This window comes from Sinomicrobium halophytocola, assembly GCF_052983395.1.
Window position 1 is genome coordinate 191,761 of sequence record NZ_JBRKIT010000035.1, and the last position, 25,617, is coordinate 217,377.

Sequence of the window (25,617 nt, forward strand, 5' to 3'; positions counted from 1 at the left end):
GTTTACATCTGCTTTATGGGTTTTCCTGTTTCAGAGGATTACAGGGGGATATTACCATGTTTTCGCTTCGGATTGTCGGTCTGTTTGTTTTTCAGCATGGCAAACGCTTTCAATAGTTTTCTCCTGGTATCCTGTGGTAGTATAACCTCGTCGATAAACCCACGGTTGGCAGCGATATACGGATTGGCAAATAACCTGGAGTACTCGGCTTCCTTTTCCTTCAGTTTTGTGTCCGGATCTTCCGCGGCAAAAATCTCCTTTTTAAAAATGATCTCCGCCGCTCCTTTGGCTCCCATTACGGCAATCTCCGCACTTGGCCAGGCAAAATTAAAGTCCGCCCCGATGTGTTTGGAATTCATAACGTCATAAGCTCCCCCGTATGCTTTCCGGGTAATGATTGTAATTCTGGGTACTGTTGCTTCGCTGAAGGCATAAAGTAATTTGGCGCCGTTAGATATGATGCCATTCCATTCCTGGTCTGTTCCCGGTAAAAAACCGGGAACATCAACAAGTACCAGTAAAGGAATATTAAAACTATCGCAGAAACGCACGAAACGGGAAGCTTTTTTAGAACTGTCCACATCCAGCACTCCTGCCAGGACCATAGGCTGATTGGCCACAATACCAATACTGCGCCCTCCGAGCCTGGCAAAGCCGGTAATAATATTGGTGGCGTAATCCTTGTGTATTTCAAAAAAAGATTCGGCATCAATAATGCCCGATATCACTTCGTGCATATCATAAGGTTTATTGGTATGATCGGGGATGATGGAAAGAAGGTTTTCCCGTATTTCATCTCCGGGTTCAAAGGGCAGAGACAGTGGTTTTTCCCTGTTATTCTGAGGAAGGTAACCCAGCAGTTTTTTTATATCCTCAAGACATTCGGCATCATTTGATGAGGTAATATGAGCTACACCCGATTTGGATGCATGGGTTCCGGCACCACCCAGTTCTTCGGAAGTTACATTTTCGTTAGTTACGGTTTTTACCACATTAGGCCCTGTGACAAACATATAGCTGGTATCCTTTACCATTATGGTGAAGTCTGTGATGGCAGGAGAATAAACGGCACCACCCGCACATGGCCCCATAATGGCTGAAATTTGCGGAACTACCCCGGAAGCTTTTACGTTGCGGTAAAAAATATCCGCATATCCTCCTAAAGAGCGAACACCTTCCTGTATACGTGCTCCACCGGAATCATTCAACCCTATAATGGGAATTCCCGAGGTTACGGCCAGGTCCATCACCTTACATATTTTTTCGGCATGAGTTTCGGAAAGGGCACCCCCGAATACTGTGAAGTCCTGGGCAAAAACATACACCGGGCGGTCATTTATGGTACCGTAACCGGTAACCACACCATCCCCGTAATATTGCTGTTTTTCCATCCCGAAATCTTTGGTGCGATGTATGACCAGGGCGCCGATCTCCTCGAAGGAACCGTTGTCCAGAAGATATTCAACCCGTTCCCTTGCGGTCAGTTTCTTTTTCTGATGTTGCTTTTCTATCCGTTCCTGGCCACCACCAAGATAAGCTTTGGCCAGTTTCTCGTTCAGGTCTTTTATTTCGGAATCCATAGTGTAATTTGATTTTTGGAATGATTATGTCCTGGGAATGCGTAATTTTTTCAGGTCTTCCGTATATCGTTTTACGGCGATCAAAGCGGCCATTCTGGCGTTTTCTTCCTGTTTCGATCGCAAAGCCTCCGGGGTATAGTGTTTCTGGATAAAGTGAGTGTCAAAGTTTCCCGAGCGGAATGCTTCGTGCATGCAGACGAATTTCCCGAAAGGCAGGGTAGTTTCCACCCCTTCCACAATATAGTTTTCAATGGCGAGGATCATGGTTTGTATGGCTTCTTCCCTTGTCCGGCCATAGGTTATCAATTTGGCCAGCATAGGATCGTAAAAAATGGGAACATCCATACCGGCTTCAAATCCGTTGTCTACGCGAATGTTTGCTCCCAAAGGAATTTCATAGCGTTCCAGGTGTCCCACGCTCGGGAGAAAATCGTTGAGAGGGTCTTCGGCATATACGCGGAGTTCCAGGGCGTGGCCCCGGATAGAAAGGTCTTCCTGCCGGAGCGAAAGTTCTTCTCCCCGGGCTACTTGTATTTGAAGTTCTACGAGATCCGTTCCGGTTATCCATTCCGTAACCGGGTGTTCTACCTGCAGGCGGGTATTCATTTCCAGAAAGTAAAAGTCGTGGTTTTCGTCGAGCAGGAATTCCACGGTTCCGGCACCCCTGTAATTACATGCCTTAGCAACGTTGACAGCGGCTTCTCCCATTTTCATGCGGAGCTCCGGACTAAGCACTACGGAAGGAGCTTCTTCAATGACCTTCTGATGCCTTCTTTGTATGCTGCATTCCCTTTCAAACAGGTAAATAACATTGCCGTGATTGTCGGCCATGACCTGTATTTCTATATGCCGGGGAGAAGCTATATATTTTTCAATAAAAACAGAACCATCACCGAATGCGGAGCTGGCCTCGCTAATGGCCCTTTTGATCTGAGATTCCAGTTCTTTTTCTGCCTTAACAACCCGCATACCCTTTCCGCCACCGCCTGCAGAAGCTTTTATAAGTATCGGATAGCCTATATTACCTGCTATCTGTCTTGCTTTTTCCGTGTCCGTAAGGGCGTGATCTGTTCCGGGAACCATGGGAATATCGTAAGCACTTACGGCTTCTTTGGCAGCTAGTTTACTTCCCATGATGCGAATGGCAGATGATGGCGGACCTATAAAAATAATATTGTTTTCTTCGGCTTTTTCGGCGAACCGGGCATTTTCACTCAGGAAACCGTATCCCGGATGTATGGCGTCCGCCCCGGTCTGCAGTGCTGCACGGATAATGTTATCTATGGAGAGGTATGACTTTTCCGGAGAGGCTTCTCCGATATAAACCGCTTCATCTGCATATTTCACATGTGGAGCGTTCCGGTCGGCTTCCGAATATACGGCAACGGTGGATATACCCATTTTTTGGATGGTTCGCATAACACGGAGAGCAATTTCTCCGCGATTGGCTATCAATATTTTTTTCACTCTCTAAGGTTTTGATGGTATATATTGTTGATACTTTAAGTGTCTTCCAAGGTGAATTTTACTGTAAAACAATTATTCGTATTCAAGTAATAGCTGTCCTTTGTCTACCGAGGTTCCTTTTTGTATGACAATGGATTTGATAATGCCATCGCGGGGGGAGAGAATAACGTTTTCCATTTTCATGGCTTCCAGGACGACCAGTATATCGTTTTCCAGGACATTCTGACCTTCCTTAACCTGAATATCCAGCACCAGGCCAGGCATGGGAGCCTTTATCTCGGATATGTGTTCAGCTTCGTTTCGGGTGAAACCCATTTCTTCGATAAGGCGATCAATGTCATCAGATATTTTAACCCGGTGGGTAATTCCGTCTATCCGTACAGTATAGGTTTTCTGTAAAAAATATGCTTCCACGATCTGTACTTTACCGGATTTGTAGTTTTTCAGGATATGAAATGAGTCTTGCCCCGTTCCTGCCATGTCCAGGGATATGGCTTCGTGTGTATCGATTGTAAAGGCGAAAGTATCATTAACGTTTACATTATAGGTTTTGTCCATAGACGACCGGATGTTAGATGTTTTTTATTGCTTATCAGCGAAAGAGAACAAGATATACATATTTCGCAATTTTTGTCATTCCGCACTTGGATTTTTAAAACGTATAGGCATAAAGATAGGAATTCTTTCGCGTTACACCTTGAACTGAGAATTGTCCTGATGTTTTTTTATGACTTTTCTGGATAGAAATAGCCCGATGGCCAGAGAAACAAAAGCACCGGTCCAGGTTCCCGGTATGAAGTTTATAAACAGGAAAAAATCATAAGCCCCATGAAAGAGTACTGCGAGAAATAGTCCACAGAGATTGAGCATTTGACGGTTACGTGAAAATTTGGCCTTCCCCATAAAATATCCCATAAGTATACCAAAGGTAGCGTGTGCCGGAACAGCTGTAAATGCCCTGACCAAAGCCACCTGGTACCCGCCGTCGAATACGTAGATAAGATTTTCGGTCGCTGCAAAACCCATAGATACCATTACCGAATATACAATGCCGTCGAAAGGCTCGTTAAAGGCCTTTTTCGGTTGGGCAAAATATCGTACTATGATATATTTACTGAATTCTTCCGTGAGCCCCACCACCAGAAAAGCCCTTATAAATTCCTGGAAAATATTATTGCTGTAATGGAGCGGAACAACCCGTTGATATACTGTTGAGATAAGCATGGTGATTATTACACTAACTATCGCACCCAAAACAAAGCTGAAAAATAACAGCCGCAAAGGCTCTTTTTCATATCTGTCTTTGATGTAAATATAAAGGAGTATCGCTACAACGGGGGCCAGGGCCGAGACAATTAGATAATTCATAAGGGAAAAATACATAAAATATGCAAATACCTGGAAATTTCAGGAATGTATTTTAACATTTTTTAAGCGCTAAGTAAGCATCGGAAACACTCCGATGCTTTTAAGGCCATCTGATACCTTGTGTCCCGATAACTCGGGGTGTTATGAGGTAATTAACTGAGGTAATTCTCGTTAGGGAGAGATCTTTTTATGTGGTACAAGTGTCCGTAAAGGGCGTTTTTATGCTATTTAACTATTTTAAAAGGACGCGTGACAAAAAAATCCGTTAATTCTATAGTTTATAAAGAATTATCTCTTACATTTGCATTATAAACCTATAAATCTATCGACTAAATAGACTAATAGCAATGCAGAGTTTTAGAACAGAAATAGAGAACCCCGTAGTAGAGAAAGATATTATTGACCTGGAGCGAAAGATCCGTTTGTTCCGTGAAGGCAAGGTAGATGAGGAGCGTTTCCGGAGTCTGCGTCTGGCCAGGGGAATATATGGTCAGCGACAGGCGGGAGTGCAGATGATTCGTATAAAGTTGCCTTACGGAAAGGTAACGGGCGAGCAGTTGCATCGTATAGCCGATGTTTCGGATGAATATTCTACCGGTCGTCTTCATATTACGACCAGACAGGATATCCAGATACATTACGTAAGTCTGGACAGAACACCCGAACTGTGGGCGCAACTGGAAAAGGACGATGTGACGATCCGCGAAGCCTGTGGCAATACGGTACGAAATATTACCGCCAGCGAAACTGCCGGGATTGATGTAAATGAACCTTTTGACGTTACTCCCCACGCACATGCAGCTTTTAAATATATGTTGCGAAACCCTATCGGGCAAGAGATGGGACGTAAGTTTAAAATATCTTTTTCCTCTTCCGATGCGGATACCGCATTGAGTTATATGCACGATCTTGGTTTTATACCGAAAATAAAAGATGGCAAAAGAGGATTTAAGGTATTGCTTGGAGGTGGACTTGGTTCTCAGCCGAGACATGCGGATGTTATTTATGAATTTCTCGATGAAGATCGTATCATACCGCTTATAGAAGGTGTGGTGCGTATTTTTGACCGTTACGGGGAAAGGGCCAAACGAATGAAAGCACGGATGAAGTTTTTACTGAAGGATATGGGAGTGGAGGAATTCACCCGTCTGGTACAGGAAGAACAAAAAGCCCTGCCTTTTCAAACCTACGCCATCGATACCGAAGGTTTTGATGCACATGCTATTGTGTTGAAAAATCTGGAAGATAGAGAAGTGCCAAAAGTAGAAATCGAAGATGAAAAGGCCTATAAGCAATGGAAAAGTACAAATATCATTCCTCAGAAACAGGACGGCTTTGTTTCCATTGGTATCAAAGTGCTCCTGGGAGACTTTTATACGGACAAGGCAAGGCAGCTGGCCGATCTCATAAAGAATTATGCAGGTAACGAGTTGCGTTTGTCACTCCGGCAGAATATCCTGCTTCCTTATGTTCGTGAAGATCTGTTGCCTTTCTTTTATACGGAACTTAAGAAGCTAGGGTTTACCGATGCGGGATATAACAGTACGGCAGATATTACCGCCTGTCCCGGTACCGATACCTGTAACCTGGGTATTGCTAACAGTACCGGAATAGCCGAGGTACTGGAAGGTGTATTACGGGATGAATACCCGGAATACCTGAACAATACCGACATGGCTATCAAGATAAGCGGATGTATGAATGCCTGTGGCCAGCACATGATGGCACACATTGGTTTCCAGGGAATGTCCATACGTTCCGGAAAGCTGGTAGCCCCGGCATTGCAGGTATTACTTGGAGGGGGCGTACTCGGGGATGGTAACGGAAGGTTCTCCGATAAGGTGATAAAAATACCCAGCAAACGTGGTCCCGAAGCTCTCCGGACTATTCTGGATGACTATAAAGTCAATGCAACGACCGGAGAAAGTTTTCTGGGTTATTACGACAGGCAGGGTAAAACCTATTTTTACGATATACTGAAACCGCTTTCGGATACGGATAACCTTACGGAAGATGACTTTAAAGACTGGGGCCATGCCGATACCTACAAACAGGAAGTAGGGGTAGGAGAATGTGCCGGTGTGGTGATAGACCTTGTGGCGACCTTGTTATTCGAAAGTGATGAGAAGATAGACAGTGCAAAGGAATCCCTGAAAGAGGAGCAATGGGCAGATGGTATTTATCATTCCTATGCTGCCCTGATAAATACGGCAAAAGCACTGTTGTTGTCTGAGAATAAAAAGACCAATACCCACGCAGGTATAATCAGCCAGTTCCAGGAAGTATTTGTGGATGAAGGAAAGATAAAAGTTGAGACTTCGGCAGGAAATACATTTGCCGACCTGGTATACCAGATCAACAAAAATGAACCGTCCGAAGATTTCGCTAAGAAATACCTGGAAGATTCCCGTACATTCCTTGACCAGATAAGGATATACAGGGACCAGGAACTGGTGGCAAGTTAAAAGAATTAAGAATGATTTTCCGAAGTTCTGACATTCGGAACTCAACTGTGATTAGTACGTGAAGAAACCGAAATTAATATTAGTAGGGGCCGGCCCCGGCGATGCGGATCTCATTACCCTCAAAGGTATCAAGGCTCTGCAATCGGCAGATGTGGTGTTGTATGATGCCCTTATCAACAGGGATATTCTGGAACATGCCGTCAATGCAAAGAAAATTTTTGTAGGGAAACGCAAAGGGTACCATGTACATTCGCAGGATGAAATAAACAAACTGATCGTACAACATGCTTTCGCATCGGGTACCGTAGTCCGATTAAAAGGGGGAGACCCTTTTATTTTTGGCCGTGGCACCGAAGAGATCGATTATGCCGAAAGTTTCGGTGTGGAAGCTGAGGTAGTCCCTGGAATTACCTCTTCTGTGGCCGTACCGGCATACCAGGGGATTTCCCTCACCAAAAGACATGTTGCCGAAAGTTTCTGGGTAGTCACCGGAACAACATCGGAAGGAAAGCTGTCCGAAGATATTCGCCTTGCAGCCCAATCGTCGGCAACAGTAGTCATTCTGATGGGAATGAGTAAAATCGATGTTATTATGGGACTGTTTCGTGAGAGTGGTAAAGGAGACATCCCCGTAGCGGTTATTCAGAACGGTACGACCCTTAACGAGCATTTCGGATGCGGTACGGTAAATACCATAGGCGATGTTGTACGTGATAAAAAACTCAGTTCCCCGGCTATTATCGTAATAGGCGAAGTAGTAAGGGAAAGCGTGAAATTAAAAGGATTGTACGAAGAAGTAAATACCGTGATCCCGGAGAAGTATGACGCTCTTCAGAAAGCGCAACTGTTTAAAAGATAACACACCCTTCGGGGATCATGATTATGGAAAAGAACGAACTGTACCCTGTATTTCTCAAAGTTAACGAACTCAATGTGCTGCTTGTAGGAGCAGGTAACGTAGGGTATGAAAAACTGTCTTTTTTACTGAAATCCAGTCCCAATGCCAAAGTTATTGTGGTTGCACCGGATTTTAGTGATGAAGTGAGAACACTGGCAGAAAAACACCATATTCCCTTGTTGCACAGACCGTATTCTACCAATGTGTTGCATAAAAAACATATGGTGATTGCGGCGACAAACGATCCGGAAGTAAACAAACAGATATGCGATGATGCCCGTGCGAGGAATATACTCGTAAACGTAGCCGACACCCCCGAACTATGCGATTTTTACCTGGGAGGAATAGTTACCAAGGGCAATGTGAAAATAGCCATATCCACCAATGGCAAATCACCTACCATGGCCAAAAGGCTCCGGCAGCTTTTTGAGGAGATCATACCGGAAGATATTAACGAACTGGTAGAAAACCTCAACCGGTATCGGGGTACGTTAAAGGAGAATTTTGAAGAGAAAGTGGAAAAACTGAACCATATCACAAGATCGTTTATCAGTAAAGCCTGATGAACGGGTACCCGAAAAAGAAAAATTAACACTACGTATATATAAATAACAGAAACAGAAGAAGATGATAAAGACGGATATTTTAATAATCGGTGCCGGGCCTACCGGTCTGTTTACGGTCTTTGAAGCCGGGTTGTTAAAGTTAAAAACGCATTTGATAGATGCCTTGCCACAGCCAGGAGGACAATGTTCCGAACTTTACCCTAAAAAACCAATATACGATATTCCCGGTTTTCCAGAAATAAAAGCGGGTGACCTGGTTGATAATCTTATGGAACAGATAAAACCTTTCAGTCCTGGTTTTACCCTGGGAGAAAGAGCGGAAACCATAGAAAAACTTGAAGACGGGAGTTTTATCGTAACTACCAATAAAGGTACGCAACACCATGCACCGATAATTGCCATCGCAGGAGGATTGGGGTCTTTTGAACCCAAAAAACCGCTGATAGATAATATTGCCGACTATGAAGACAATGGTGTCGCTTATATGATAAAAGATCCGGAAGTATACCGGGACAAAAAAGTGGTTATTGCCGGAGGAGGAGATTCTGCATTGGACTGGTCCATTTTCCTGGCCGATGTAGCATCCGAAGTTACTCTGGTACACCGTAGAAATGAGTTCCGCGGAGCCCTGGATTCCGTAGAAAAAGTCGGAGAACTGGCAAAACTGGGGAAAATCAACCTGGTAACCCGTGCCGAAGTTGTAGGGTTACTCGGAGAAGGCCACCTGAATTCCGTTGTTATCAATCATGCGGACGAAGGAGAGTTTATCCGCGATGCGGATTATTTTATCCCTCTTTTCGGATTGTCACCGAAATTAGGCCCTATAGCCGACTGGGGACTGGAAATAGAGAAGAATGCCATCAAAGTGGATAATTCCTATGACTATTCCACTAATATCCCGGGCATTTACGCCATTGGAGATGTGAATACCTATAAAGGAAAATTAAAACTCATCCTTTCCGGTTTTCACGAAGCCGCAATTATGTGCCAGAGTGCCTATCAAAGGATATTCCCGGATAAACGTTACGTGATGAAATATACCACCGTAGGTGGAATACAAGGTTTTGACGGCACGAAAAAAGAAGCCAAAAAAGAAGTCATCAAGGCCATCGAAGTATAATACCGATTGCCAATTGCAATTGCAGAGATATAAGGCAGTGTATCGCCCATAGGATTTCTATTCTGTGAATACAAGGATATAGTGAAAAACAGCCCTGTCCCGGAACCAATTCGCACAGGGCTGTTATAGCAATAAAAAAACAGCAATTAGTTTGCAAAAGAAAAAGGGATTACATTTCTTTGCATTCTGAATTTATCGAAGTTATCAAGAAAGGCAGAGGGAATAGACCCGGTGAAGCCTTAGCAACCCTCCGTGCCTGAAGCGGAGAAGGTGCTAAATTCTACCCCTGTGGTGACATAGGGACAGATGACGCAAATACTTCCCGTATTTCTCCCTGTTTTCTGATAACATTTTACAAACAAATCAACGGTTTTTGTCCCGGATATGATATAAATAATCCTGTTATCCGGTACATAAGGCAAAACGATCGATCTTATGAGTGCTATAAAAGCAGAACTTCAAAAAAGGATACTGGTACTGGATGGGGCCATGGGTACCATGCTCCAAAGATACCAATTTACGGAAGAAGACTTTCGCGGGGAGCGTTTTAAAGATTACGCCCACCCGTTGAAAGGGAACAACGATCTGCTTTCGCTCACTCAGCCCAAAGCCATTGCAGAGATACATGCCAAGTATTTTGAAGCCGGGGCGGATATTGTGGAGACCAATACCTTTTCGGGCACTACCATTGCCATGGCAGATTACTATATGGAAGATCTCGTTTACGAGTTGAACTACGAATCGGCCAGGATAGCCAGGGAAATAGCAGACAAATTCACTGCTAAAAACCCGGAAAAACCGAGATTTGTAGCCGGGGCTGTTGGCCCGACAAACAGGACCGCAAGCATGTCGCCCGATGTAAATGATCCCGGATACAGGGCCATTACCTTCGATGAACTTCGAATAGCTTATAAACAGCAGGTGGAAGCACTGGTAGATGGTGGGGTAGATATACTGTTGGTTGAAACAATTTTCGATACGTTAAATGCCAAAGCTGCACTGTTCGCTATTGAGGAAATGAAGGAAGAACGAGGGCTGGACACCCCCGTAATGGTCAGCGGAACGATCACGGATGCTTCCGGAAGAACACTGTCCGGTCAAACCGTGGAGGCCTTCCTGATATCCATATCACATATCCCGCTATTAAGTGTGGGGTTTAATTGTGCCTTAGGGGCCGATCAGCTTAAACCTTATCTGAAACGGCTCGGACTAAATACAGATCTTAATATTTCGGCTCATCCCAATGCGGGCTTACCCAATGCCTTCGGGGAATATGACCAGACACCGGAAGAGATGCAGGAACTGATCAGGGAATACCTGGATGATAACCTCGTAAACATTATCGGGGGATGCTGCGGGACTACGCCGGATCATATAAAGCTTATAGCAGAGATCGCAGCCCGGTATAAACCCAGAAAACTGGAAGCTTTGGCTTAAGCCCTGACGGGAATATAATTAGGATGTAGTGATAACTCCGTGGCTAATAACGGTCCCGGTATGGAAAACCAGAGATAGGCTGCCATCAGACAGTCTGACAAAATAACGACGATTAAAACACCAGAGGATTCGTGGGAAAAGGAAATACAGACGAGAAACAATATGACGATCCGCCATCGGAGGGAAGGGAAAAACAGAAAATCCGGCCGCTAAAGCTGTCGGGGCTCGAGCCTTTGATCGTGACCCCCGAGAGCAACTTTATCAATATCGGGGAACGTACCAACGTAACCGGTTCCCGGAAGTTCCTGCGCCTGATAAAAGAAGAAAAATATCAGGAAGCACTGGACGTGGCCAGGGCACAGGTAGAAGGAGGTGCACAGATCATTGACGTGAACATGGATGAGGGTATGATAGATGGTGTTCAGACCATGACCACGTTCCTGAACCTTATTGCATCCGAACCCGATATAGCCCGTGTTCCTGTTGTCATTGACAGTTCCAAGTGGGAGATCATAGAAGCGGGGCTTAAGGTAGTTCAGGGAAAGTGTATCGTTAATTCCATCAGCTTAAAAGAAGGAAAAGAAACCTTTGTAAAACATGCCAGGACCATCAGAAGATACGGTGCGGCAGTTATTGTCATGGCTTTTGACGAAGCAGGGCAGGCAGATACCTACGAAAGAAGGATAGAGATTTGCAAACGATCCTATGACATCCTGGTGAACGAAGTGAAGTTTGCCCCGGAAGACATTATTTTCGATCCGAATATTTTCCCGGTAGGTACGGGGATGGAAGAACACCGTAAAAACGCGGTAGATTTTTTCAGGGCAACCAAATGGATAAGGGAAAATCTGCCTTACGCCAATGTCAGCGGAGGAGTGAGTAACGTATCCTTTTCGTTTCGCGGGAACAATGTCGTACGTGAAGCGATGAATGCCGCATTCCTTTACCACGCGGTACAACACGGCATGAATATGGGGATCGTAAACCCGGAAATGCTCGAGGTTTATGACGAAATTCCCAAAGAACTGCTCATCCGAATAGAAGATGTGCTGCTCGACCGAAGAGACGACGCCACCGAACGTCTGCTCGATTACGCGGAGCAGGTAAAGGACAATGGGAAAACTTCGGAGAAAAAGCTACAGGAATGGCGCTCCGAAGGTTTGCAGGAAAGAATAACCCATGCCCTGGTAAAGGGTATTGACGAGTTTATCGAAACAGATGTGGAAGAAGCCCGTTTGTTGGTAGCCCGGCCCATAGAGGTTATAGAGATCTACCTGATGAACGGAATGAATGTAGTGGGCGACCTCTTCGGAAGCGGAAAAATGTTTCTGCCCCAGGTCGTGAAATCCGCCCGGGTAATGAAAAGGGCCGTGGCGCACCTGCTGCCTTTTATAGAAGAAGAAAAGAAAAACCTTCCCGCAGGGGAAGGAGGCTCACGGGCCGTAGGCAAGATACTCATGGCTACCGTAAAAGGCGATGTCCACGATATCGGGAAAAATATAGTGAGCGTAGTTCTCGGGTGTAACAATTACGAAGTAGTGGACCTGGGTGTTATGGTTCCCCCGGAAAAGATCATTCAGACCGCTATAGATGAAAATGTGGATATCATAGGGCTTAGCGGCCTTATCACTCCGTCTTTGGATGAAATGGTCTATCTGGCCCAGGAATTGGATAAACTGAGTATCAATATTCCCGTACTCATAGGAGGGGCCACCACCTCGAGAGCACATACCGCAGTGAAGATAGCTCCGGCTTACCGGGAAACCGTAGTGCATGTAAACGATGCTTCGAGGGCAGTGACCGTAGCCAGTAACCTGCTCAACGAAAAAACCAAAGGCGAATATTGCAGGTCCATAAGGGCAGAGTATGATAAACTTCGTGAAGGTTTTCTCAATCGTTCCAAGGTAAAAGAATACCTGACTATAGCAGAAGCAAGAAAAAACAAATTACAACTCGACTGGGAAAACTATCAACCGGTAAAACCAAAAAAAACAGGTGTACACAGCATAGAAGTGGCCCTGGAAGAATTATTGAAATATATAGACTGGACCCCGTTTTTCCGTACCTGGGAGCTGCATGGCAAATACCCGGAGATCTTAACCGATCCGGTAGTAGGAGAACAGGCAACCCTGCTTTTTGAGGATGCCAGGAATATGCTGACTGACCTGATGCGTGAAAAATGGTTACAGGCTAAAGGAGTATACGGACTGTTCCCCGCCAACCAGGTAAATGACGATGATATTGCCATTTATGACCAAAATGACAATCAGGTAGAGACCCTTCTTACACTTCGCCAGCAGTCTAAAAAGAATAAAAGAGCGGCCAATATAGCCCTTGCCGATTTCGTAGCCCCCGAGACTTCGGGCATTCGCGATTATGTCGGGGCTTTTTGTGTGTCTACAGGTTTTGGTGTGGACGAAAAAGCTGCCGAGTTTGAAAAAGAACACGACGATTATAATTCCATAATGGTGAAAGCCCTGGCCGACAGGTTTGCTGAAGCCTTTGCAGAATACCTGCACGAAAAAGTACGAAAGGAATTCTGGGGATACGCCTCTGATGAAACCCTGACAAATGAAGAACTCATAAAGGAATCCTATAAAGGTATCCGTCCCGCTCCCGGTTATCCCGCTTGTCCGGATCACCTGGAAAAGAGAACATTGTGGCGGTTGCTTAAGGCAGAGGAAAATACCGGCGTACGGCTTACCGAAAGCCTGGCCATGTGGCCGGCATCTTCAGTATCCGGGTATTATTTCGGACATCCGGAGAGTAAATATTTCGGACTGGGAAAAATAAAAGAAGACCAGGTAGAAGATTATGCAGTAAGACGTGAAATCCCTCTGGAAGAAGCCCGGAAATGGCTGAATCCGAATATAGTTGATTAACAAATATGAACCCGGTAAAAAACCCGTATTTAGAACAACCCGTAACCGGAATAAATAAAATTAACCACATCCCGAAGTAACCGGAAAAGCATAACATGAAAGTAACAGAACACATAGAACAGGCTAAAGGAAAGACCCTGTTTTCGTTTGAAGTCGTTCCCCCTCCGAAAGGAGGGAACATACAGGAATTATACAATAACATCGACCCCCTGATGGAATTCGATCCGCCTTTTATCGATGTGACCACCTCCAGGGAAGAATATATCTATATAGAACGGGAAGGCCTGCTGGACAGGAAGATCGTGAGAATGCGTCCTGGGACTGTCGGTATATGTGCTTCCATAAAACACAAGTACCAGGTAGATACCGTCCCTCACGTGCTTTGTGGCGGATTTACCCGAGAAGAGACCGAATACATGCTGGTGGACTGTCATTATCTGGGTATTGAGAACATTATGGCGCTCCGGGGAGATGCCATGAAACACCAACGTTATTTTGAACCTACAAAAGGAGGACATACCTATGCCAATGAACTGGTAGGGCAGATCAAGAATATTACCAGGGGAAAATATCTGCACGATGTGGTAGAAGCCAGCAACAGACCGGATTTCTGTATCGGGGTGGCAGGATACCCGGAGAAACACCTGGAAGCCCCCTCATTGGATTACGACCTGAAAAGACTACAGGATAAAATAAATGCCGGGGCTGATTATATCGTTACCCAGATGTTTTTTGATAACAGTAAATATTTCGAATTTGTGGAAAAAGCCAGGAATATGGGGATCAATGTACCCATTATCCCTGGTATAAAACCTATTGCCGTAAAAAGACATCTGCAGTTACTTCCGCAGGTATTTAAGATAGACTTGCCGGAGGAACTTATTCATGCCGTTGAAAAATGCAAAGATAACAAGGAAGTAAGGCAAGTAGGTGTAGAATGGTGTATACAGCAGTCCAAAGAATTAAAAGATGCCGGTGTTCCGGTTTTACATTATTATTCTATGGGAAAATCTGACAACATCAAGGCAGTAGCTTCGTCAGTATTTTAAAAATAAAACATACTTTTGTGCCGAATCCGGCAGCATGAAGAAAATCTTTTTTGCCTTAGTTGTATTAGTTCAGGTGTTTGTTTCCGGCCAGGAGAAGAAGGATGGAAACAAACACTTTTCCTATATAGATGCCAGTTACTTTTATGGCAACACAGCACTCCACAACACCGATATTCAACATCTTATAACCGGGCATCCGGAAGGGCTTATCCTGAGTTGGAACAGGAAGACTTACGGGAAGGAAGCCTGGGAGCAGCGTTTTAACTACCCGGATTACGGAGTTTCATTCGGCTATCAGGACTTGAAAAACGAATATCTGGGAGAGAATTACGCACTGTATGCCCACTATAATTTTTATTTTTTGCAGAGAAACCTCATGCTTCGTATAGGGCAGGGGCTTGCCTATACGACCAATCCGTACGATAAAGAAGATAATTATCGCAATATAGCCTTCGGATCGAGGATTATGAGCAGTACCTATGTGATGCTGAATTACAAAAAAGAACGGTTATTGGACAGGTTTGGTATACAGGCAGGTTTTTCTCTTATCCATTATTCCAATGCCAATGTAAAAGCCCCGAATACGAGTATAAATAGTATAACGTTCAATGTTGGCGTTAATTATCAGTTGGAGAAAGAAGAGCCGGAATTTATACATACGTTTACATCCGGCGGGTTTACGGAATCCGTTCGGTATAATGCCGTATTCCGTTCCGGGGTAAACGAAAGTGATGTTGTGGATAGCGGGCAATATGCCTTTTACGTTTTTTCTTTTTATGCAGATAAGAGACTGAGCAGAAAAAGTGCAGTACAACTGGGGACGGATGTATTCTATTCCAATTTTCTGAAAGAATATATCCGCTATAAAAGTATAGCCTATCCGGAAGACGGTATATCCGGTAATGAGGATTTTAAGAGAGCAGGTGTTTTTATAGGGCACGAATTGTTTGTAAACCGGCTTTCGCTGGTAGCACAACTAGGGTATTATGCGTATTACCCGGTGGATTTCGAAGGGCGTTTTTACCAGAGGATAGGATTGAAACGTTACTTCGGGGACAAGATGTTCGCAGCGCTGACCTTGAAAACACATGCTGCAAAGGCTGAAGCAGTCGAATTTGGAGTAGGTATACGCCTTTGATATCATATCTGGTTTTTACGTAATGAAGAAAATAGCATACATAATAGTTTTTCTGTTGCTTTCCTGCGATAGCGAGAATACCGGTGACTGTTTGAAAACTGCAGGAGATACGGTAAACAGGGAAATCGATGTGCCTGCTTTTTCCAGGATACTGGTAAAAGAAGGCGTGCAGATGATACTTAGAGAGTCTGCCGGGTATAGTGTGACCATAGAAACCGGAGAGAACCTTGTAGATGATATCCATGCCGAAGTAACAGAAGGGCAGTTGGTACTTTCCAATAGTGCTACCTGTAATTTTTTCCGGGATTACGATCAGACCATTGTGTATGTAACGGCACCCGATATCACGGAGATCAGAAGTTCCACCCAATGGGATATCCGTTCGGATGGTGTACTCACATACCCGAACCTCAGGATCGTTTCCGAAGATTATCAAAGCGACTATCAGAACACCGGCAATTTTTACCTGCACCTGGAAAATAAGAGTTTCAGCCTGGTGTTCAATAACCTGTCCAATTGTTACCTGGAGGGAAGTACCGGGAAAATGAACATCACGCTGGCCGCCGGAAATTCCCGTGTGGAAGCGACGGGTTTTGTAGCGGATGAGGTCACCCTGTATCATCGCAGCTCCAATGATATTATCGTACATCCTTTACAACGCATTCAAGGCGATATATACAGTACCGGTGATGTTATATCCGTGAACCGTCCACCCCAGGTGGAAATAACGGAACATTACAGGGGCAAGCTACGGTTTGAAGAGGAATGATCGGGAGTTATTGCAGCTATTTAGGTTTCTATAAACTTTTACTTTGCTCAGTTATTAAGTTAATAGGTTATTGGGTTATTGAGTATTGACTTAATAATTATGGCAATTTCCCCGCCGGACGGGCAGGATTGCCACTTCCTAAACCTCCGGACTGCAAATCCGGAGTGGTTTACTTTCCGAAAGCAGTATGGCAAACAGGAATATCCCTAAAATAAATAATAAGGTGAGTACATGTACCATGCGATGGTTTTCTCAGAAAAATAAATTGTTCTATGGTTCTCCCGGTCCAGAAAAGGGCATTGCCAGCCAGAAAGAACTTTCCCAATTGGGTTTCGCCCAGTTCCTTCGGAAAAACAAAACATATTGTCCCGACAAAAATGAAATAGTAAATAATACGCAGGTTCAGTATCTGTATGATCCCCCGGTTTGGGCGACTTAGTTTTTGCAGATCATCTTTCCATCGGAAAAGCTTCCAGAAGAATATATGAAAAACCGCAAATCCGAAGGAATAGATGCCACATGAATAAATCCAGATTTCTTTTGTCATTGAGGGGGATAATTATTCCGGTTTGTTTTCCACAAGATAGCTTATGAGCAAGTAACTTGGGGAAGAACTGAGAAGTTCTTCCGAGTCTTTATCCCCATCCTTTAATTTTGCAACACCGCAGAAGCGTTCTACTTTATATTCTTCATCGTACCAGGAAGAAGCAAAGATCATCAGTGGAATTTTCCTGTTTAACTCCCAGGAGGGGTTTATATATTCCTTCCACATGAAAAACTGTATATTTGAAGTTTTTTTCAGTTCCACATTGGTTTTCAGTCCCATACTGTAGGTACGGATATCCAGGGAACCTTTGTTACCTTCTGTTTTGGTAAATATTTTAAATTGATCCATGTAGTCATGCATTAGAATGTCTCCGGAATAATAATGGTATTTAGTGTTCATCAGGGCTATAGTGTCCTGTTCCGTTAACTTCCCGTTTTCATACTTGTCCTTTAAGATATACAGGCGATAATCCTTGTCAAATTTGCCGGTACGGAATTTATAAATCTGAATTCCGGCAATGTCCAGTGCTTCTACCAGGTCCAGTGTGGTTATATTCTGGCTGTTATACGTGTTTTGGGGATCTTCTTTCAGGTATTGCGGACGATCGTTATCGGTAAGGGGAGATATGTTGACCGGTGTTGAACTTTTATTGTCGTTCAGGCCGTTTTGAGAATGGACGATGAAACTTACCATCAGTAAAGGAAATAACAGTTTTTTCATGGTATGATATTTTTGATTAACGGGCACTTATGTCAAGTAGAAGGCATTAAGTTAAGATTAAAATGTGAATTCCAGGGAAGGAGAGTGTTAAAAAGAATGAAAATTAAACCGTGATCTTTTTATTATTCACCAGGGAAAAATACCGGTTAGAGCCGCAGGGAGAGAATTTTTGGGATAAACACGGCTGCGGTATTCATTTTTAAGATGTGGAATCTATATATTCTTAATTTGGTTTTACGCCTGGGTCAGTTCCCGGAACAAACTTTCCAGGTTCCGGTTTTTTCTGTGCAGTTGCAGGGTTTTTAGCCCGTTGTCGTGAGCAAAATCAAATACGGCAGGTCGCATGTCTACCGAAGTGTGGAAACGCAGTTCATAAACAAAGTCGTAAATGTTATTTACCGAACTGATATTGGGAAGGTTTTCCAGCAAGACCGGTTCTACCCGGTAATCAAATTCCACCTCGATCACCTGCTCCGAAGCTTCCCGGAGACTTTCCATTTTTTTATCGGCTACGATCTCTCCGTGATTAATGATAATAACCCTGTCGCAAATAGCCTCTACTTCCTGCATAATGTGCGTAGAGAGCAACACGGTCTTTTCCTTCCCCATATTGCGGATTAGTCCCCTTATTTCAATCAATTGGTTAGGGTCCAGTCCCGTTGTGGGTTCGTCCAGTATAAGTACTTCCGGGTCGTGCAGCATGGCGGCGGCCAGCCCTGTACGCTGTCGGTATCCTTTGGATAGTTGCCCTATTTTTTTATGCGCTTCCGGGGCTAATCCCGTTAGTCGTATAACTTCTTCAATTCGTTCCTTATCCATCTTTTTTCCGGCCGAGCGGTATATCGAAGCACTGAAATCCAGGTATTCTTTTACGTACATGTCCAGGTACAACGGGTTGTGTTCCGGAAGGTAACCGATGCTTTTTTGTACCTCCTTTTTTCCGGAAACCACATCAAAGCCGTTTACCTTCGCCTCACCGGAATCGGTGGGGATATAAGTGGTAAGTATCTTCATCATGGTAGATTTTCCGGCACCGTTTGGGCCGAGAAACCCTACGATCTCCCCCTTTTGTATGGAAAAAGATACCTTATTTAAGGCCTTTTGACTTCCGTAGTTTTTGGATATATCGGTAACTTTTATGGACATCGAACGGATATTTAGCAGATAGTATCGGTCTTCAAAAATACATAAACGCTTATTAAGGATAAATGTTTTGCAGGACTTCTTTAGCCGAATGTCTTATTCCCGGGTTTGGAAGATAAAGTATCGTATCCGGAGAGGGCGGGGAATATCTATGGTCAGGAGAATTTGCGGAGTGTATGGTTATTGTCGAAGGACATCGGATTTCCGTATCCTTTGGAAAAGCTTAAATAAGGTTGATAATAATAAAGGGATCAGATTTCCGATTTGTGATTTTTTTCCTTTTTTTTGGGAAAAATGAAAAAAATACATCTCCGGTCTTGCCCGTTTCAAATTTATAATTACTTTAGCAGCGTCAAATAGAATAAACAAATGGCTCACACTATTTATAACTGGAACTTTTATTTCTTCTTCTTTTACTTTTTTAAAGGGAGAACGGGACAGTTATAGGTTATTTTGAGCAAAAATATATGACGAGTCCCGGATTTTCCGGGACTTTTTTTTGGTCTTAAAACTCGTAATAACAAAAAATATGCAGGTAATTACAGCAGCATGAATAAGATAGTAGCCATACAGGGAATTAAAGGATCTTTTCACCATCAGGTGGCAAGAGAATATTTCAGCAACGATACGGATATTCTGGAATGCCTTTCTTTCGACAGTTTAGTAGACAGCCTTCTGGACAAGACCGCAAACAGTGCTGTCATGGCCATTGAAAATTCCATCGCAGGCTCTATCATTCCCAACTATGCATTGATAGATAGTAATCAACTGCACATTATCGGGGAGCATTATGTGAACATACACCACAACCTGATGGCATTGCCCGGCCAGGGCCTGGAAGATATCCTGGAGGTTTATTCTCATCCTATGGCCCTGTTACAGTGCAAAAAATTCTTCAAGCAATATCCGCATATCAAGTTGGTGGAAGACGCCGATACGGCAGAAACGGCGCGAAGGATCCGGCAAAACGGATTAAAGGGAATAGGCGCAATAGCCAGCAAAACTGCTGCCGAACTTTTCGGTATGCAGATCCTGGCAGAGAATATCCAGACCATTCAGGACAATTCTACCCGTTTTGTCATCGTACAGACAAAGAATTCCGTATTACCCGAAGAAGAAATAAACAAGGCATCGATAAAATTCAAGACCGATCACAAACGCGGAAGCCTGGCTACCGTACTTAATGTAATGAGCGATTGCCGGTTGAACCTCACTAAAATACAATCCCTTCCGGTTATCGAAACCCCCTGGAAATATTCTTTTTTTGTCGATGTTACTTTTGAGAAGTATGACGATTTTAAAAAGGCAAAATCCCTTTTACAGATCATGACGGAAGATTTTAAAATACTCGGCGAATACAAAAATGTAAAACTATGATTGAGGTAGCCAAAAGGTTAAATACGGTAGAGGAATACTACTTTTCCAGGAAACTACGGGAAGTGAGACAGCTTATGTCCGAAGGCAAACCGGTTATCAATATGGGTATAGGAAGTCCTGATCTGCATCCTGCTCCCGAAGTGATAAAGGCGCTCCGCGATTCCGTAGACGATGCCCTGGCACACCAGTACCAGAGCTACCAGGGATTGCCCGAATTGCGCGAAGGCGTAAAGGATTTTTACAAAGAAAAATTCGGGGTTACGCTGGACAGGGATACGGAGATACTGCCGCTTATGGGGTCCAAGGAAGGTATTATGCACATCTCTATGGCTTTTTTAAACGAAGGTGATGAGGTGCTGATCCCCGATCCCGGTTATCCGACCTATACTTCGGTGACCAAACTGATAGGTGCCGTACCAAGATATTACGACCTGACCGAAAGCAACGGTTGGCTACCTGACCTGGATGCCCTGCAAAAACAAGGGCTTTCCAAGGTGAAAATGATGTGGCTCAACTATCCGCATATGCCTACCGGGACCAACGGTACCCGGGAGTTATATGAAGAATTGGTGGCTTTCGCCAGGAGGAACAATATTCTTCTGGTTAACGATAATCCCTACAGCTTTGTTCTCAATGACAGCCCGGCGAGTATTTTACGGGTAAAAGGCGCCAAAGAAGTGGCCCTGGAACTCAATTCCCTGAGCAAAACCTTTAACATGGCCGGTTGGCGTGTGGGAATGGTGATGGGAAATGACAAGAACATTAATGCCGTACTCAAGGTAAAAAGCAATATGGACAGCGGTATGTTTTACGGGATTCAGAAAGGGGCTGTAGCCGCACTCCGTTGCTCGGATGAATGGTATTCCGGTATCAATAAGGTATACAGCGAAAGAAGGGAACTCATGTACCGTCTTATAGAAAAACTGGGATGTACATATGACACCAATGCGGTAGGTATGTTCGTATGGGCCAAACTGCCTGCGGATGTTGTTTCGGCGGAAGCTTTTATCGATGAGATACTGTACGACAAAAGCATATTTATTACCCCCGGGACTATTTTCGGGAAGAATGGCGAAGGCTATATCCGCTTTTCCCTGTGTACTCCGAAAGAAAAGATACAGGAAGCGATAGACCGTATATAAAAGAGAAGGTGAACGCCTTCGGTAAAGATAAATAAATGTAAAATGACAAATGTATTTGTAATAGGGCTCGGACTGATAGGAGGATCTTTCGCACTCGATATCAAATCGGTATATGAAAAAGCGGAGATCTACGGTGTCGATACCAACGATGCCCACCTGGTACAGGCCCTGGAACTCGGGCTGATCGATAAGAAAGCCCGGCTGGAAGATGTTGAAAAGGCAGATGTCGTTATCGTTGCTGTTCCTGTAAATACCAGTCTGAAGCTGTTACCCGAGGTGCTGGACCTGGTCCGGGATGATGCCGTGGTGTTCGACGCAGGCTCTACCAAATCGCTGATATGTGAAGCCGTAGCCGGTCATCCGAAACGCCGGAATTTCCTTGCGGCACACCCCATAGCAGGGACCGAATTTTCAGGACCTTCCGCCGCTCTTACAGGATTGTACAGGAACAAGGTGAATATTATATGTGAAGTGGAGAAGACGGCATTCAAACTACAGGAAAAAGTATTGAAGCTGTTTACCGATATAGGAATGCGTATCCGTTATATGGACCCGGCATCACATGACAGGCATATAGCCTACGTGTCCCATTTGTCACACATAAGTTCTTTTATGTTGGGAAAGACAGTTATTGAAAAAGAAAAGAATGAACGCGATATTTTTGACATGGCCGGAAGTGGATTTGAAAGTACCGTACGCCTTGCCAAGAGTTCACCGGCCATGTGGGCGCCTATTTTTGAACAGAACAAAGTGAATGTTGTCGAAACCCTTGAAGAGTACATCGCCAATTTGCAACAGTTTCTGGACCTGATGAAAAAGGGAGAATTCAATGCCATTTACAGCGAAATGGAGAATACCAACAGGATAAAAGAAATCCTGAAAGGGATCAACGTCCCCACTTAATAAGAAAATAAGGAATGTTTACAATAAAAAAATAAAGAACCAAAACTGGAATTTACAAATTAAAAAAGATCATGGAAAATTCGAAAGAGATGAGGGGATGGCTGGACAACCTGGGATTGGATCACCCTCTGGTAATTGCCGGGCCCTGTAGTGCCGAAACAGAAGAACAGGTATTGAAAATAGCGCATGAGCTGAAAGATACCGATGTTACCTATTTTCGTGCCGGAATATGGAAACCGCGTACACGTCCCGGTAATTTTGAGGGTGTAGGGGCGCTAGGTCTGAAATGGTTACAAAAAGCCAAGGAAGAAACCGGGATGCTCACGGCAACGGAAGTAGCCAATGCGGCCCACGTAAAACTGGCGCTGGAGCACGACATTGACCTGTTGTGGATAGGAGCCCGGTCTACCGTAAGCCCTTTTATCGTGCAGGAAATAGCCGATGCGCTTAAAGGAACGGATAAGATAGTACTGGTAAAAAACCCGGTAAATCCCGATCTGTCTTTGTGGCTCGGAGGTATAGAACGTCTGTACTCTTCCGATATTAAAAAGCTGGGAGTAATTCACAGAGGGTTCTCCACTTATGAAAAGACCAAGTACAGGAACATTCCCGAATGGCAGCTCGCTATTGAATTACAAAACAGATTTCCGGATCTTCCCCTTATCTGCGATCCGTCGCACATAACCGGTAAACGTGACATGATCTTTGATGTGGCACAGACCGCACTGGACCTGAATTATGACGGGTTGATGATAGAAACACATAACGATCCGGACAACGCATGGAGTGATGCATCACAGCAGGTTACCCCGCAAAGACTTGTTCAGATCATGCAGGATCTTAAAATAAGAAAAGAGAGTAATGCGGAGGCCGATTACAACAACAAACTGGGAATGCTTCGTGCACAGATCGATGTTATAGACAACGGCCTTATCGATACCCTCGGGAAGCGAATGAAAATATCCGATGAGATAGGATCATTGAAAAAACAGAAGAACGTTGCCGTTTTGCAAAGCAAACGATGGAATGAAATTCTGGGAAGAATGATACTCGAAGGCCAGGAAAAAGGATTGAGCGAGGAATTTATCCTGAAAATGTTCAAGGCTATTCACCAGGAATCTATTAATCACCAGGAAAAGATATTAAAAGCGTAAATTTGTAGACTATACAAATTTTCGTAATTAATATTTCGGGAGTGTCCGGAAATGTGAAAATTCAGTTATCTGTAACCAGGACCGGTGGTAAGGGAGACAGAAACCGTTGCATTGTTTTTCCGGACATTTCTTTTTAGCCTATGACAGGAACAGTTTACAAATCTACCGGCAGCTGGTATACGGTAAAGACCGACGACGGACGGGTGTTCGATTGCAGGATCAAAGGGAAATTCCGTATTACAGGAATAAAAAGTACCAATCCCGTTGCCGTTGGTGATGTGGTGGACTTTGATCCGGAAACGGACAGCAATGCCGATACCGGGATCATCACCCATATTCACGACCGGAAGAACTATATTGTCCGTAAGTCCGTAAACCTATCCAAGCAAAAACACATCATAGCTGCAAATATCGACCAGGTATTTTTGCTGGTTACCCTGAAAAACCCGCTGACATTAACCACTTTTATCGACCGTTTTCTCGTTACGGCCGAGGCTTATGATATAGAAGCCATATTGCTTTTCCACAAAGCCGATCAGTATGATGAGGAGGAACTCCTGGAAGTAAAATATCTTGCCGCTATGTATCGCCAGGTAGGTTATGAATGTATAGGCGTATCTGCCGTGACCGGTAAAAATGTAGATAAAGTGAAGGAGCGAATGCAGGGAAAAGTAAGCATGTTTTCCGGGCATTCCGGTGTAGGCAAATCCACCCTGGTCAATGCTATTGAACCGGAGCTGAATTTAAGAACCGCAGAAATTTCCGGACAGCATAAGCAAGGGCAGCATACCACTACATTTGCCGAAATGTTCGATCTCGATTTCGGGGGCTGGATCATTGATACTCCGGGGATCAAAGGATTTGGTATCATAGATATGGAAAAAGAAGAGATAGGTGATTATTTTCCCGAGTTTTTTGCCAGGAAAGGAAAGTGCAGGTTTAACAATTGCCTGCATATCGATGAGCCGCATTGTGCCGTAAAACAAGCCCTGGAAGACGGTGAAATTCCATGGAGCAGGTATAAAAGCTACCTTCAGATACTCGAAGGAGAAGATGAGAATTATCGTACCGATATTTACGGAGAAGAGAATAAAACTTAAACAGTTTCCAATCCGGTAAGGTGAGAAGGAGAGAAGGGGAGAATGCGACCATGAGGTATAGGAGCTTTGGGAATGAGAGGATAGGGATTATAAGGATGATGGGGAGACCGGGTGCCCGGTGGCTTCGATACATTCCGGCGGAGCCGGAACACTCAGCCACCTACGCCCAATGCCCAAACCTGCAACTTGTAACTTGTAACCTGTAATTTAAAACTTGGAACCTTGAACTATTTATAATTTTATGATCCGTTTGCCCCTGATCCGGTACGTAATAAATAACATTTTTTAAGAATACGAATATGCGTGCAGTAATACAGCGTGTCAAAGAGGCAAGTGTCTCCATAGACGGCAAAGTAAAATCTTCCATTCCGAGTGGACTTCTTATTTTATTAGGTATTGAAAATGCAGATACTACTGAAGATATCATCTGGCTATCCGGAAAAATAGCAAATCTTCGCATTTTTAACGATGAAAACGACGTGATGAACAGGTCTGTCCTGGAAACGAACGGAGATATCATTGTAGTGAGCCAGTTTACCCTGCATGCTTCGACAAAGAAAGGAAATCGTCCTTCATATCTAAAGGCCGCACGACCTGAGATTTCCATTCCTTTGTATGAGAATTTTGTAAAGCAAATCAAAAAAGATATCGGTAAAGAGGTAGGGACCGGGGAATTCGGGGCGGATATGAAAATAGGCCTTATCAACGACGGGCCGGTTACCATTATCATAGACACTCAAAACAGGGAATAAACATGTTTGAATTTTTTCTTTTCAATCAAAAGTGATTGAA

The 25,617-nt window shown here is 44.1% G+C and carries 22 protein-coding genes and 1 riboswitch; of the genes, 15 read left to right on the top strand and 7 right to left on the bottom strand.

Annotation, left to right across the window (positions count from 1 at the left end; genetic code table 11):
• Positions 1-38: 38 nt before the first annotated feature.
• The 4 genes from ACVBDY_RS14880 to ACVBDY_RS14895 all read right to left on the bottom strand — a co-directional run bounded on the left by ACVBDY_RS14880 (position 39) and on the right by ACVBDY_RS14895 (position 4,415).
• Entirely contained in the window at positions 39-1,580 is a 1,542-nt protein-coding gene (locus ACVBDY_RS14880) for an acyl-CoA carboxylase subunit beta (protein WP_447176251.1), read from the bottom strand.
• Between the two features lie 24 nt (positions 1,581-1,604).
• A complete protein-coding gene (gene accC, locus ACVBDY_RS14885) occupies positions 1,605-3,047 on the bottom strand; it encodes an acetyl-CoA carboxylase biotin carboxylase subunit (RefSeq protein WP_447176252.1) in 1,443 nt (480 codons plus the stop codon).
• Positions 3,048-3,119: 72 nt separating this feature from the next.
• Complete coding sequence (locus tag ACVBDY_RS14890; RefSeq protein ID WP_447176253.1) at positions 3,120-3,605, bottom strand: acyl-CoA carboxylase biotin carboxyl carrier protein subunit; 486 nt, start codon at positions 3,603-3,605, stop codon at positions 3,120-3,122.
• Between the two features lie 132 nt (positions 3,606-3,737).
• Positions 3,738-4,415 carry a PrsW family intramembrane metalloprotease gene (locus ACVBDY_RS14895; RefSeq protein ID WP_447176254.1) on the bottom strand — a complete coding sequence of 226 codons (678 nt, stop codon included), beginning with the start codon at positions 4,413-4,415 and terminating at the stop codon, positions 3,738-3,740.
• Positions 4,416-4,762: 347 nt separating this feature from the next.
• On the opposite strand from ACVBDY_RS14895, the gene ACVBDY_RS14900 reads away from it, so the two are divergent.
• The 9 genes from ACVBDY_RS14900 to ACVBDY_RS14940 all read left to right on the top strand — a co-directional run bounded on the left by ACVBDY_RS14900 (position 4,763) and on the right by ACVBDY_RS14940 (position 16,739).
• Positions 4,763-6,880, top strand: a complete 2,118-nt coding sequence (locus ACVBDY_RS14900) for a ferredoxin-like domain-containing protein (RefSeq protein WP_447176255.1) — start codon at positions 4,763-4,765, stop codon at positions 6,878-6,880.
• A 58-nt stretch (positions 6,881-6,938) separates the two neighbouring features.
• Positions 6,939-7,739 carry a uroporphyrinogen-III C-methyltransferase gene (gene cobA / locus ACVBDY_RS14905; RefSeq protein WP_447176256.1) on the top strand — a complete coding sequence of 267 codons (801 nt, stop codon included), beginning with the start codon at positions 6,939-6,941 and terminating at the stop codon, positions 7,737-7,739.
• A gap of 23 nt (positions 7,740-7,762) precedes the next feature.
• Entirely contained in the window at positions 7,763-8,341 is a 579-nt protein-coding gene (locus tag ACVBDY_RS14910; RefSeq protein WP_447176320.1) for a precorrin-2 dehydrogenase/sirohydrochlorin ferrochelatase family protein, read from the top strand.
• Positions 8,342-8,405: 64 nt separating this feature from the next.
• A complete protein-coding gene (locus ACVBDY_RS14915; RefSeq protein WP_447176257.1) occupies positions 8,406-9,464 on the top strand; it encodes an NAD(P)/FAD-dependent oxidoreductase in 1,059 nt (352 codons plus the stop codon).
• 198 nt (positions 9,465-9,662) lie between these two features.
• Positions 9,663-9,777, top strand: a riboswitch (SAM riboswitch).
• A gap of 122 nt (positions 9,778-9,899) precedes the next feature.
• Positions 9,900-10,901 carry a homocysteine S-methyltransferase family protein gene (locus ACVBDY_RS14920; RefSeq protein ID WP_447176258.1) on the top strand — a complete coding sequence of 334 codons (1,002 nt, stop codon included), beginning with the start codon at positions 9,900-9,902 and terminating at the stop codon, positions 10,899-10,901.
• Positions 10,902-11,101: 200 nt separating this feature from the next.
• Positions 11,102-13,783 carry a methionine synthase gene (gene metH, locus ACVBDY_RS14925; protein ID WP_447176321.1) on the top strand — a complete coding sequence of 894 codons (2,682 nt, stop codon included), beginning with the start codon at positions 11,102-11,104 and terminating at the stop codon, positions 13,781-13,783.
• 95 nt (positions 13,784-13,878) lie between these two features.
• Positions 13,879-14,832 carry a methylenetetrahydrofolate reductase [NAD(P)H] gene (metF, locus tag ACVBDY_RS14930; protein WP_447176259.1) on the top strand — a complete coding sequence of 318 codons (954 nt, stop codon included), beginning with the start codon at positions 13,879-13,881 and terminating at the stop codon, positions 14,830-14,832.
• A gap of 34 nt (positions 14,833-14,866) precedes the next feature.
• Complete coding sequence (locus ACVBDY_RS14935; RefSeq protein WP_447176260.1) at positions 14,867-15,970, top strand: acyloxyacyl hydrolase; 1,104 nt, start codon at positions 14,867-14,869, stop codon at positions 15,968-15,970.
• A gap of 22 nt (positions 15,971-15,992) precedes the next feature.
• Positions 15,993-16,739 carry a head GIN domain-containing protein gene (locus ACVBDY_RS14940; RefSeq protein ID WP_447176261.1) on the top strand — a complete coding sequence of 249 codons (747 nt, stop codon included), beginning with the start codon at positions 15,993-15,995 and terminating at the stop codon, positions 16,737-16,739.
• Between the two features lie 169 nt (positions 16,740-16,908).
• Here ACVBDY_RS14940 and ACVBDY_RS14945 read toward each other — a convergent pair whose 3' ends face one another.
• The 3 genes from ACVBDY_RS14945 to gldA form a co-directional block, all read right to left on the bottom strand.
• Positions 16,909-17,286, bottom strand: a complete 378-nt coding sequence (locus ACVBDY_RS14945; RefSeq protein WP_447176262.1) for a hypothetical protein — start codon at positions 17,284-17,286, stop codon at positions 16,909-16,911.
• 12 nt (positions 17,287-17,298) lie between these two features.
• Positions 17,299-18,006: a DUF5041 domain-containing protein gene (locus ACVBDY_RS14950; RefSeq protein WP_447176263.1), complete on the bottom strand. Its 708-nt coding sequence runs from the start codon at positions 18,004-18,006 to the stop codon at positions 17,299-17,301.
• Between the two features lie 234 nt (positions 18,007-18,240).
• The gene (gldA, locus tag ACVBDY_RS14955) at positions 18,241-19,152 is read right to left on the bottom strand and encodes a gliding motility-associated ABC transporter ATP-binding subunit GldA (RefSeq protein ID WP_447176264.1); all 912 of its coding nucleotides are present in this window, start codon (positions 19,150-19,152) and stop codon (positions 18,241-18,243) included.
• 546 nt (positions 19,153-19,698) lie between these two features.
• On the opposite strand from gldA, the gene ACVBDY_RS14960 reads away from it, so the two are divergent.
• The 6 genes from ACVBDY_RS14960 to dtd all read left to right on the top strand — a co-directional run bounded on the left by ACVBDY_RS14960 (position 19,699) and on the right by dtd (position 25,577).
• A complete protein-coding gene (locus ACVBDY_RS14960) occupies positions 19,699-20,526 on the top strand; it encodes a prephenate dehydratase (protein WP_447176265.1) in 828 nt (275 codons plus the stop codon).
• Positions 20,523-21,668, top strand: a complete 1,146-nt coding sequence (locus ACVBDY_RS14965; protein WP_447176266.1) for a pyridoxal phosphate-dependent aminotransferase — start codon at positions 20,523-20,525, stop codon at positions 21,666-21,668. Before ACVBDY_RS14960 ends, ACVBDY_RS14965 begins: the two co-directional genes overlap by 4 nt.
• 42 nt (positions 21,669-21,710) lie before the next feature.
• Entirely contained in the window at positions 21,711-22,571 is an 861-nt protein-coding gene (locus ACVBDY_RS14970) for a prephenate dehydrogenase (protein ID WP_447176267.1), read from the top strand.
• A 71-nt stretch (positions 22,572-22,642) separates the two neighbouring features.
• Entirely contained in the window at positions 22,643-23,725 is a 1,083-nt protein-coding gene (locus ACVBDY_RS14975; RefSeq protein ID WP_447176268.1) for a chorismate mutase, read from the top strand.
• Between the two features lie 140 nt (positions 23,726-23,865).
• Positions 23,866-24,825 (top strand): ribosome small subunit-dependent GTPase A, encoded by a 960-nt coding sequence (rsgA, locus tag ACVBDY_RS14980; protein ID WP_447176269.1) that lies wholly within the window; start codon positions 23,866-23,868, stop codon positions 24,823-24,825.
• 299 nt (positions 24,826-25,124) lie between these two features.
• Positions 25,125-25,577, top strand: coding sequence for a D-aminoacyl-tRNA deacylase (dtd, locus tag ACVBDY_RS14985; RefSeq protein WP_447176270.1), 453 nt, complete (start codon positions 25,125-25,127; stop codon positions 25,575-25,577).
• Positions 25,578-25,617: the final 40 nt, after the last annotated feature.

Coding starts and splice junctions, on each gene's coding strand:
- ACVBDY_RS14895 (WP_447176254.1), bottom strand. CDS start 4,415: ATGAATTATCTAATTGTCTCGGCCCTGGCCCCCGTTGTAGCGATACTC.
- ACVBDY_RS14970 (WP_447176267.1), top strand. CDS start 21,711: ATGACAAATGTATTTGTAATAGGGCTCGGACTGATAGGAGGATCTTTC.
- ACVBDY_RS14910 (WP_447176320.1), top strand. CDS start 7,763: ATGGAAAAGAACGAACTGTACCCTGTATTTCTCAAAGTTAACGAACTC.
- ACVBDY_RS14890 (WP_447176253.1), bottom strand. CDS start 3,605: ATGGACAAAACCTATAATGTAAACGTTAATGATACTTTCGCCTTTACA.
- ACVBDY_RS14935 (WP_447176260.1), top strand. CDS start 14,867: ATGAAGAAAATCTTTTTTGCCTTAGTTGTATTAGTTCAGGTGTTTGTT.
- rsgA (WP_447176269.1), top strand. CDS start 23,866: ATGACAGGAACAGTTTACAAATCTACCGGCAGCTGGTATACGGTAAAG.
- gldA (WP_447176264.1), bottom strand. CDS start 19,152: ATGTCCATAAAAGTTACCGATATATCCAAAAACTACGGAAGTCAAAAG.
- ACVBDY_RS14975 (WP_447176268.1), top strand. CDS start 22,643: ATGGAAAATTCGAAAGAGATGAGGGGATGGCTGGACAACCTGGGATTG.
- ACVBDY_RS14915 (WP_447176257.1), top strand. CDS start 8,406: ATGATAAAGACGGATATTTTAATAATCGGTGCCGGGCCTACCGGTCTG.
- ACVBDY_RS14965 (WP_447176266.1), top strand. CDS start 20,523: ATGATTGAGGTAGCCAAAAGGTTAAATACGGTAGAGGAATACTACTTT.
- ACVBDY_RS14945 (WP_447176262.1), bottom strand. CDS start 17,286: ATGACAAAAGAAATCTGGATTTATTCATGTGGCATCTATTCCTTCGGA.
- ACVBDY_RS14950 (WP_447176263.1), bottom strand. CDS start 18,006: ATGAAAAAACTGTTATTTCCTTTACTGATGGTAAGTTTCATCGTCCAT.
- ACVBDY_RS14940 (WP_447176261.1), top strand. CDS start 15,993: ATGAAGAAAATAGCATACATAATAGTTTTTCTGTTGCTTTCCTGCGAT.
- metF (WP_447176259.1), top strand. CDS start 13,879: ATGAAAGTAACAGAACACATAGAACAGGCTAAAGGAAAGACCCTGTTT.
- ACVBDY_RS14880 (WP_447176251.1), bottom strand. CDS start 1,580: ATGGATTCCGAAATAAAAGACCTGAACGAGAAACTGGCCAAAGCTTAT.
- ACVBDY_RS14920 (WP_447176258.1), top strand. CDS start 9,900: ATGAGTGCTATAAAAGCAGAACTTCAAAAAAGGATACTGGTACTGGAT.
- ACVBDY_RS14960 (WP_447176265.1), top strand. CDS start 19,699: ATGAATAAGATAGTAGCCATACAGGGAATTAAAGGATCTTTTCACCAT.
- dtd (WP_447176270.1), top strand. CDS start 25,125: ATGCGTGCAGTAATACAGCGTGTCAAAGAGGCAAGTGTCTCCATAGAC.
- ACVBDY_RS14900 (WP_447176255.1), top strand. CDS start 4,763: ATGCAGAGTTTTAGAACAGAAATAGAGAACCCCGTAGTAGAGAAAGAT.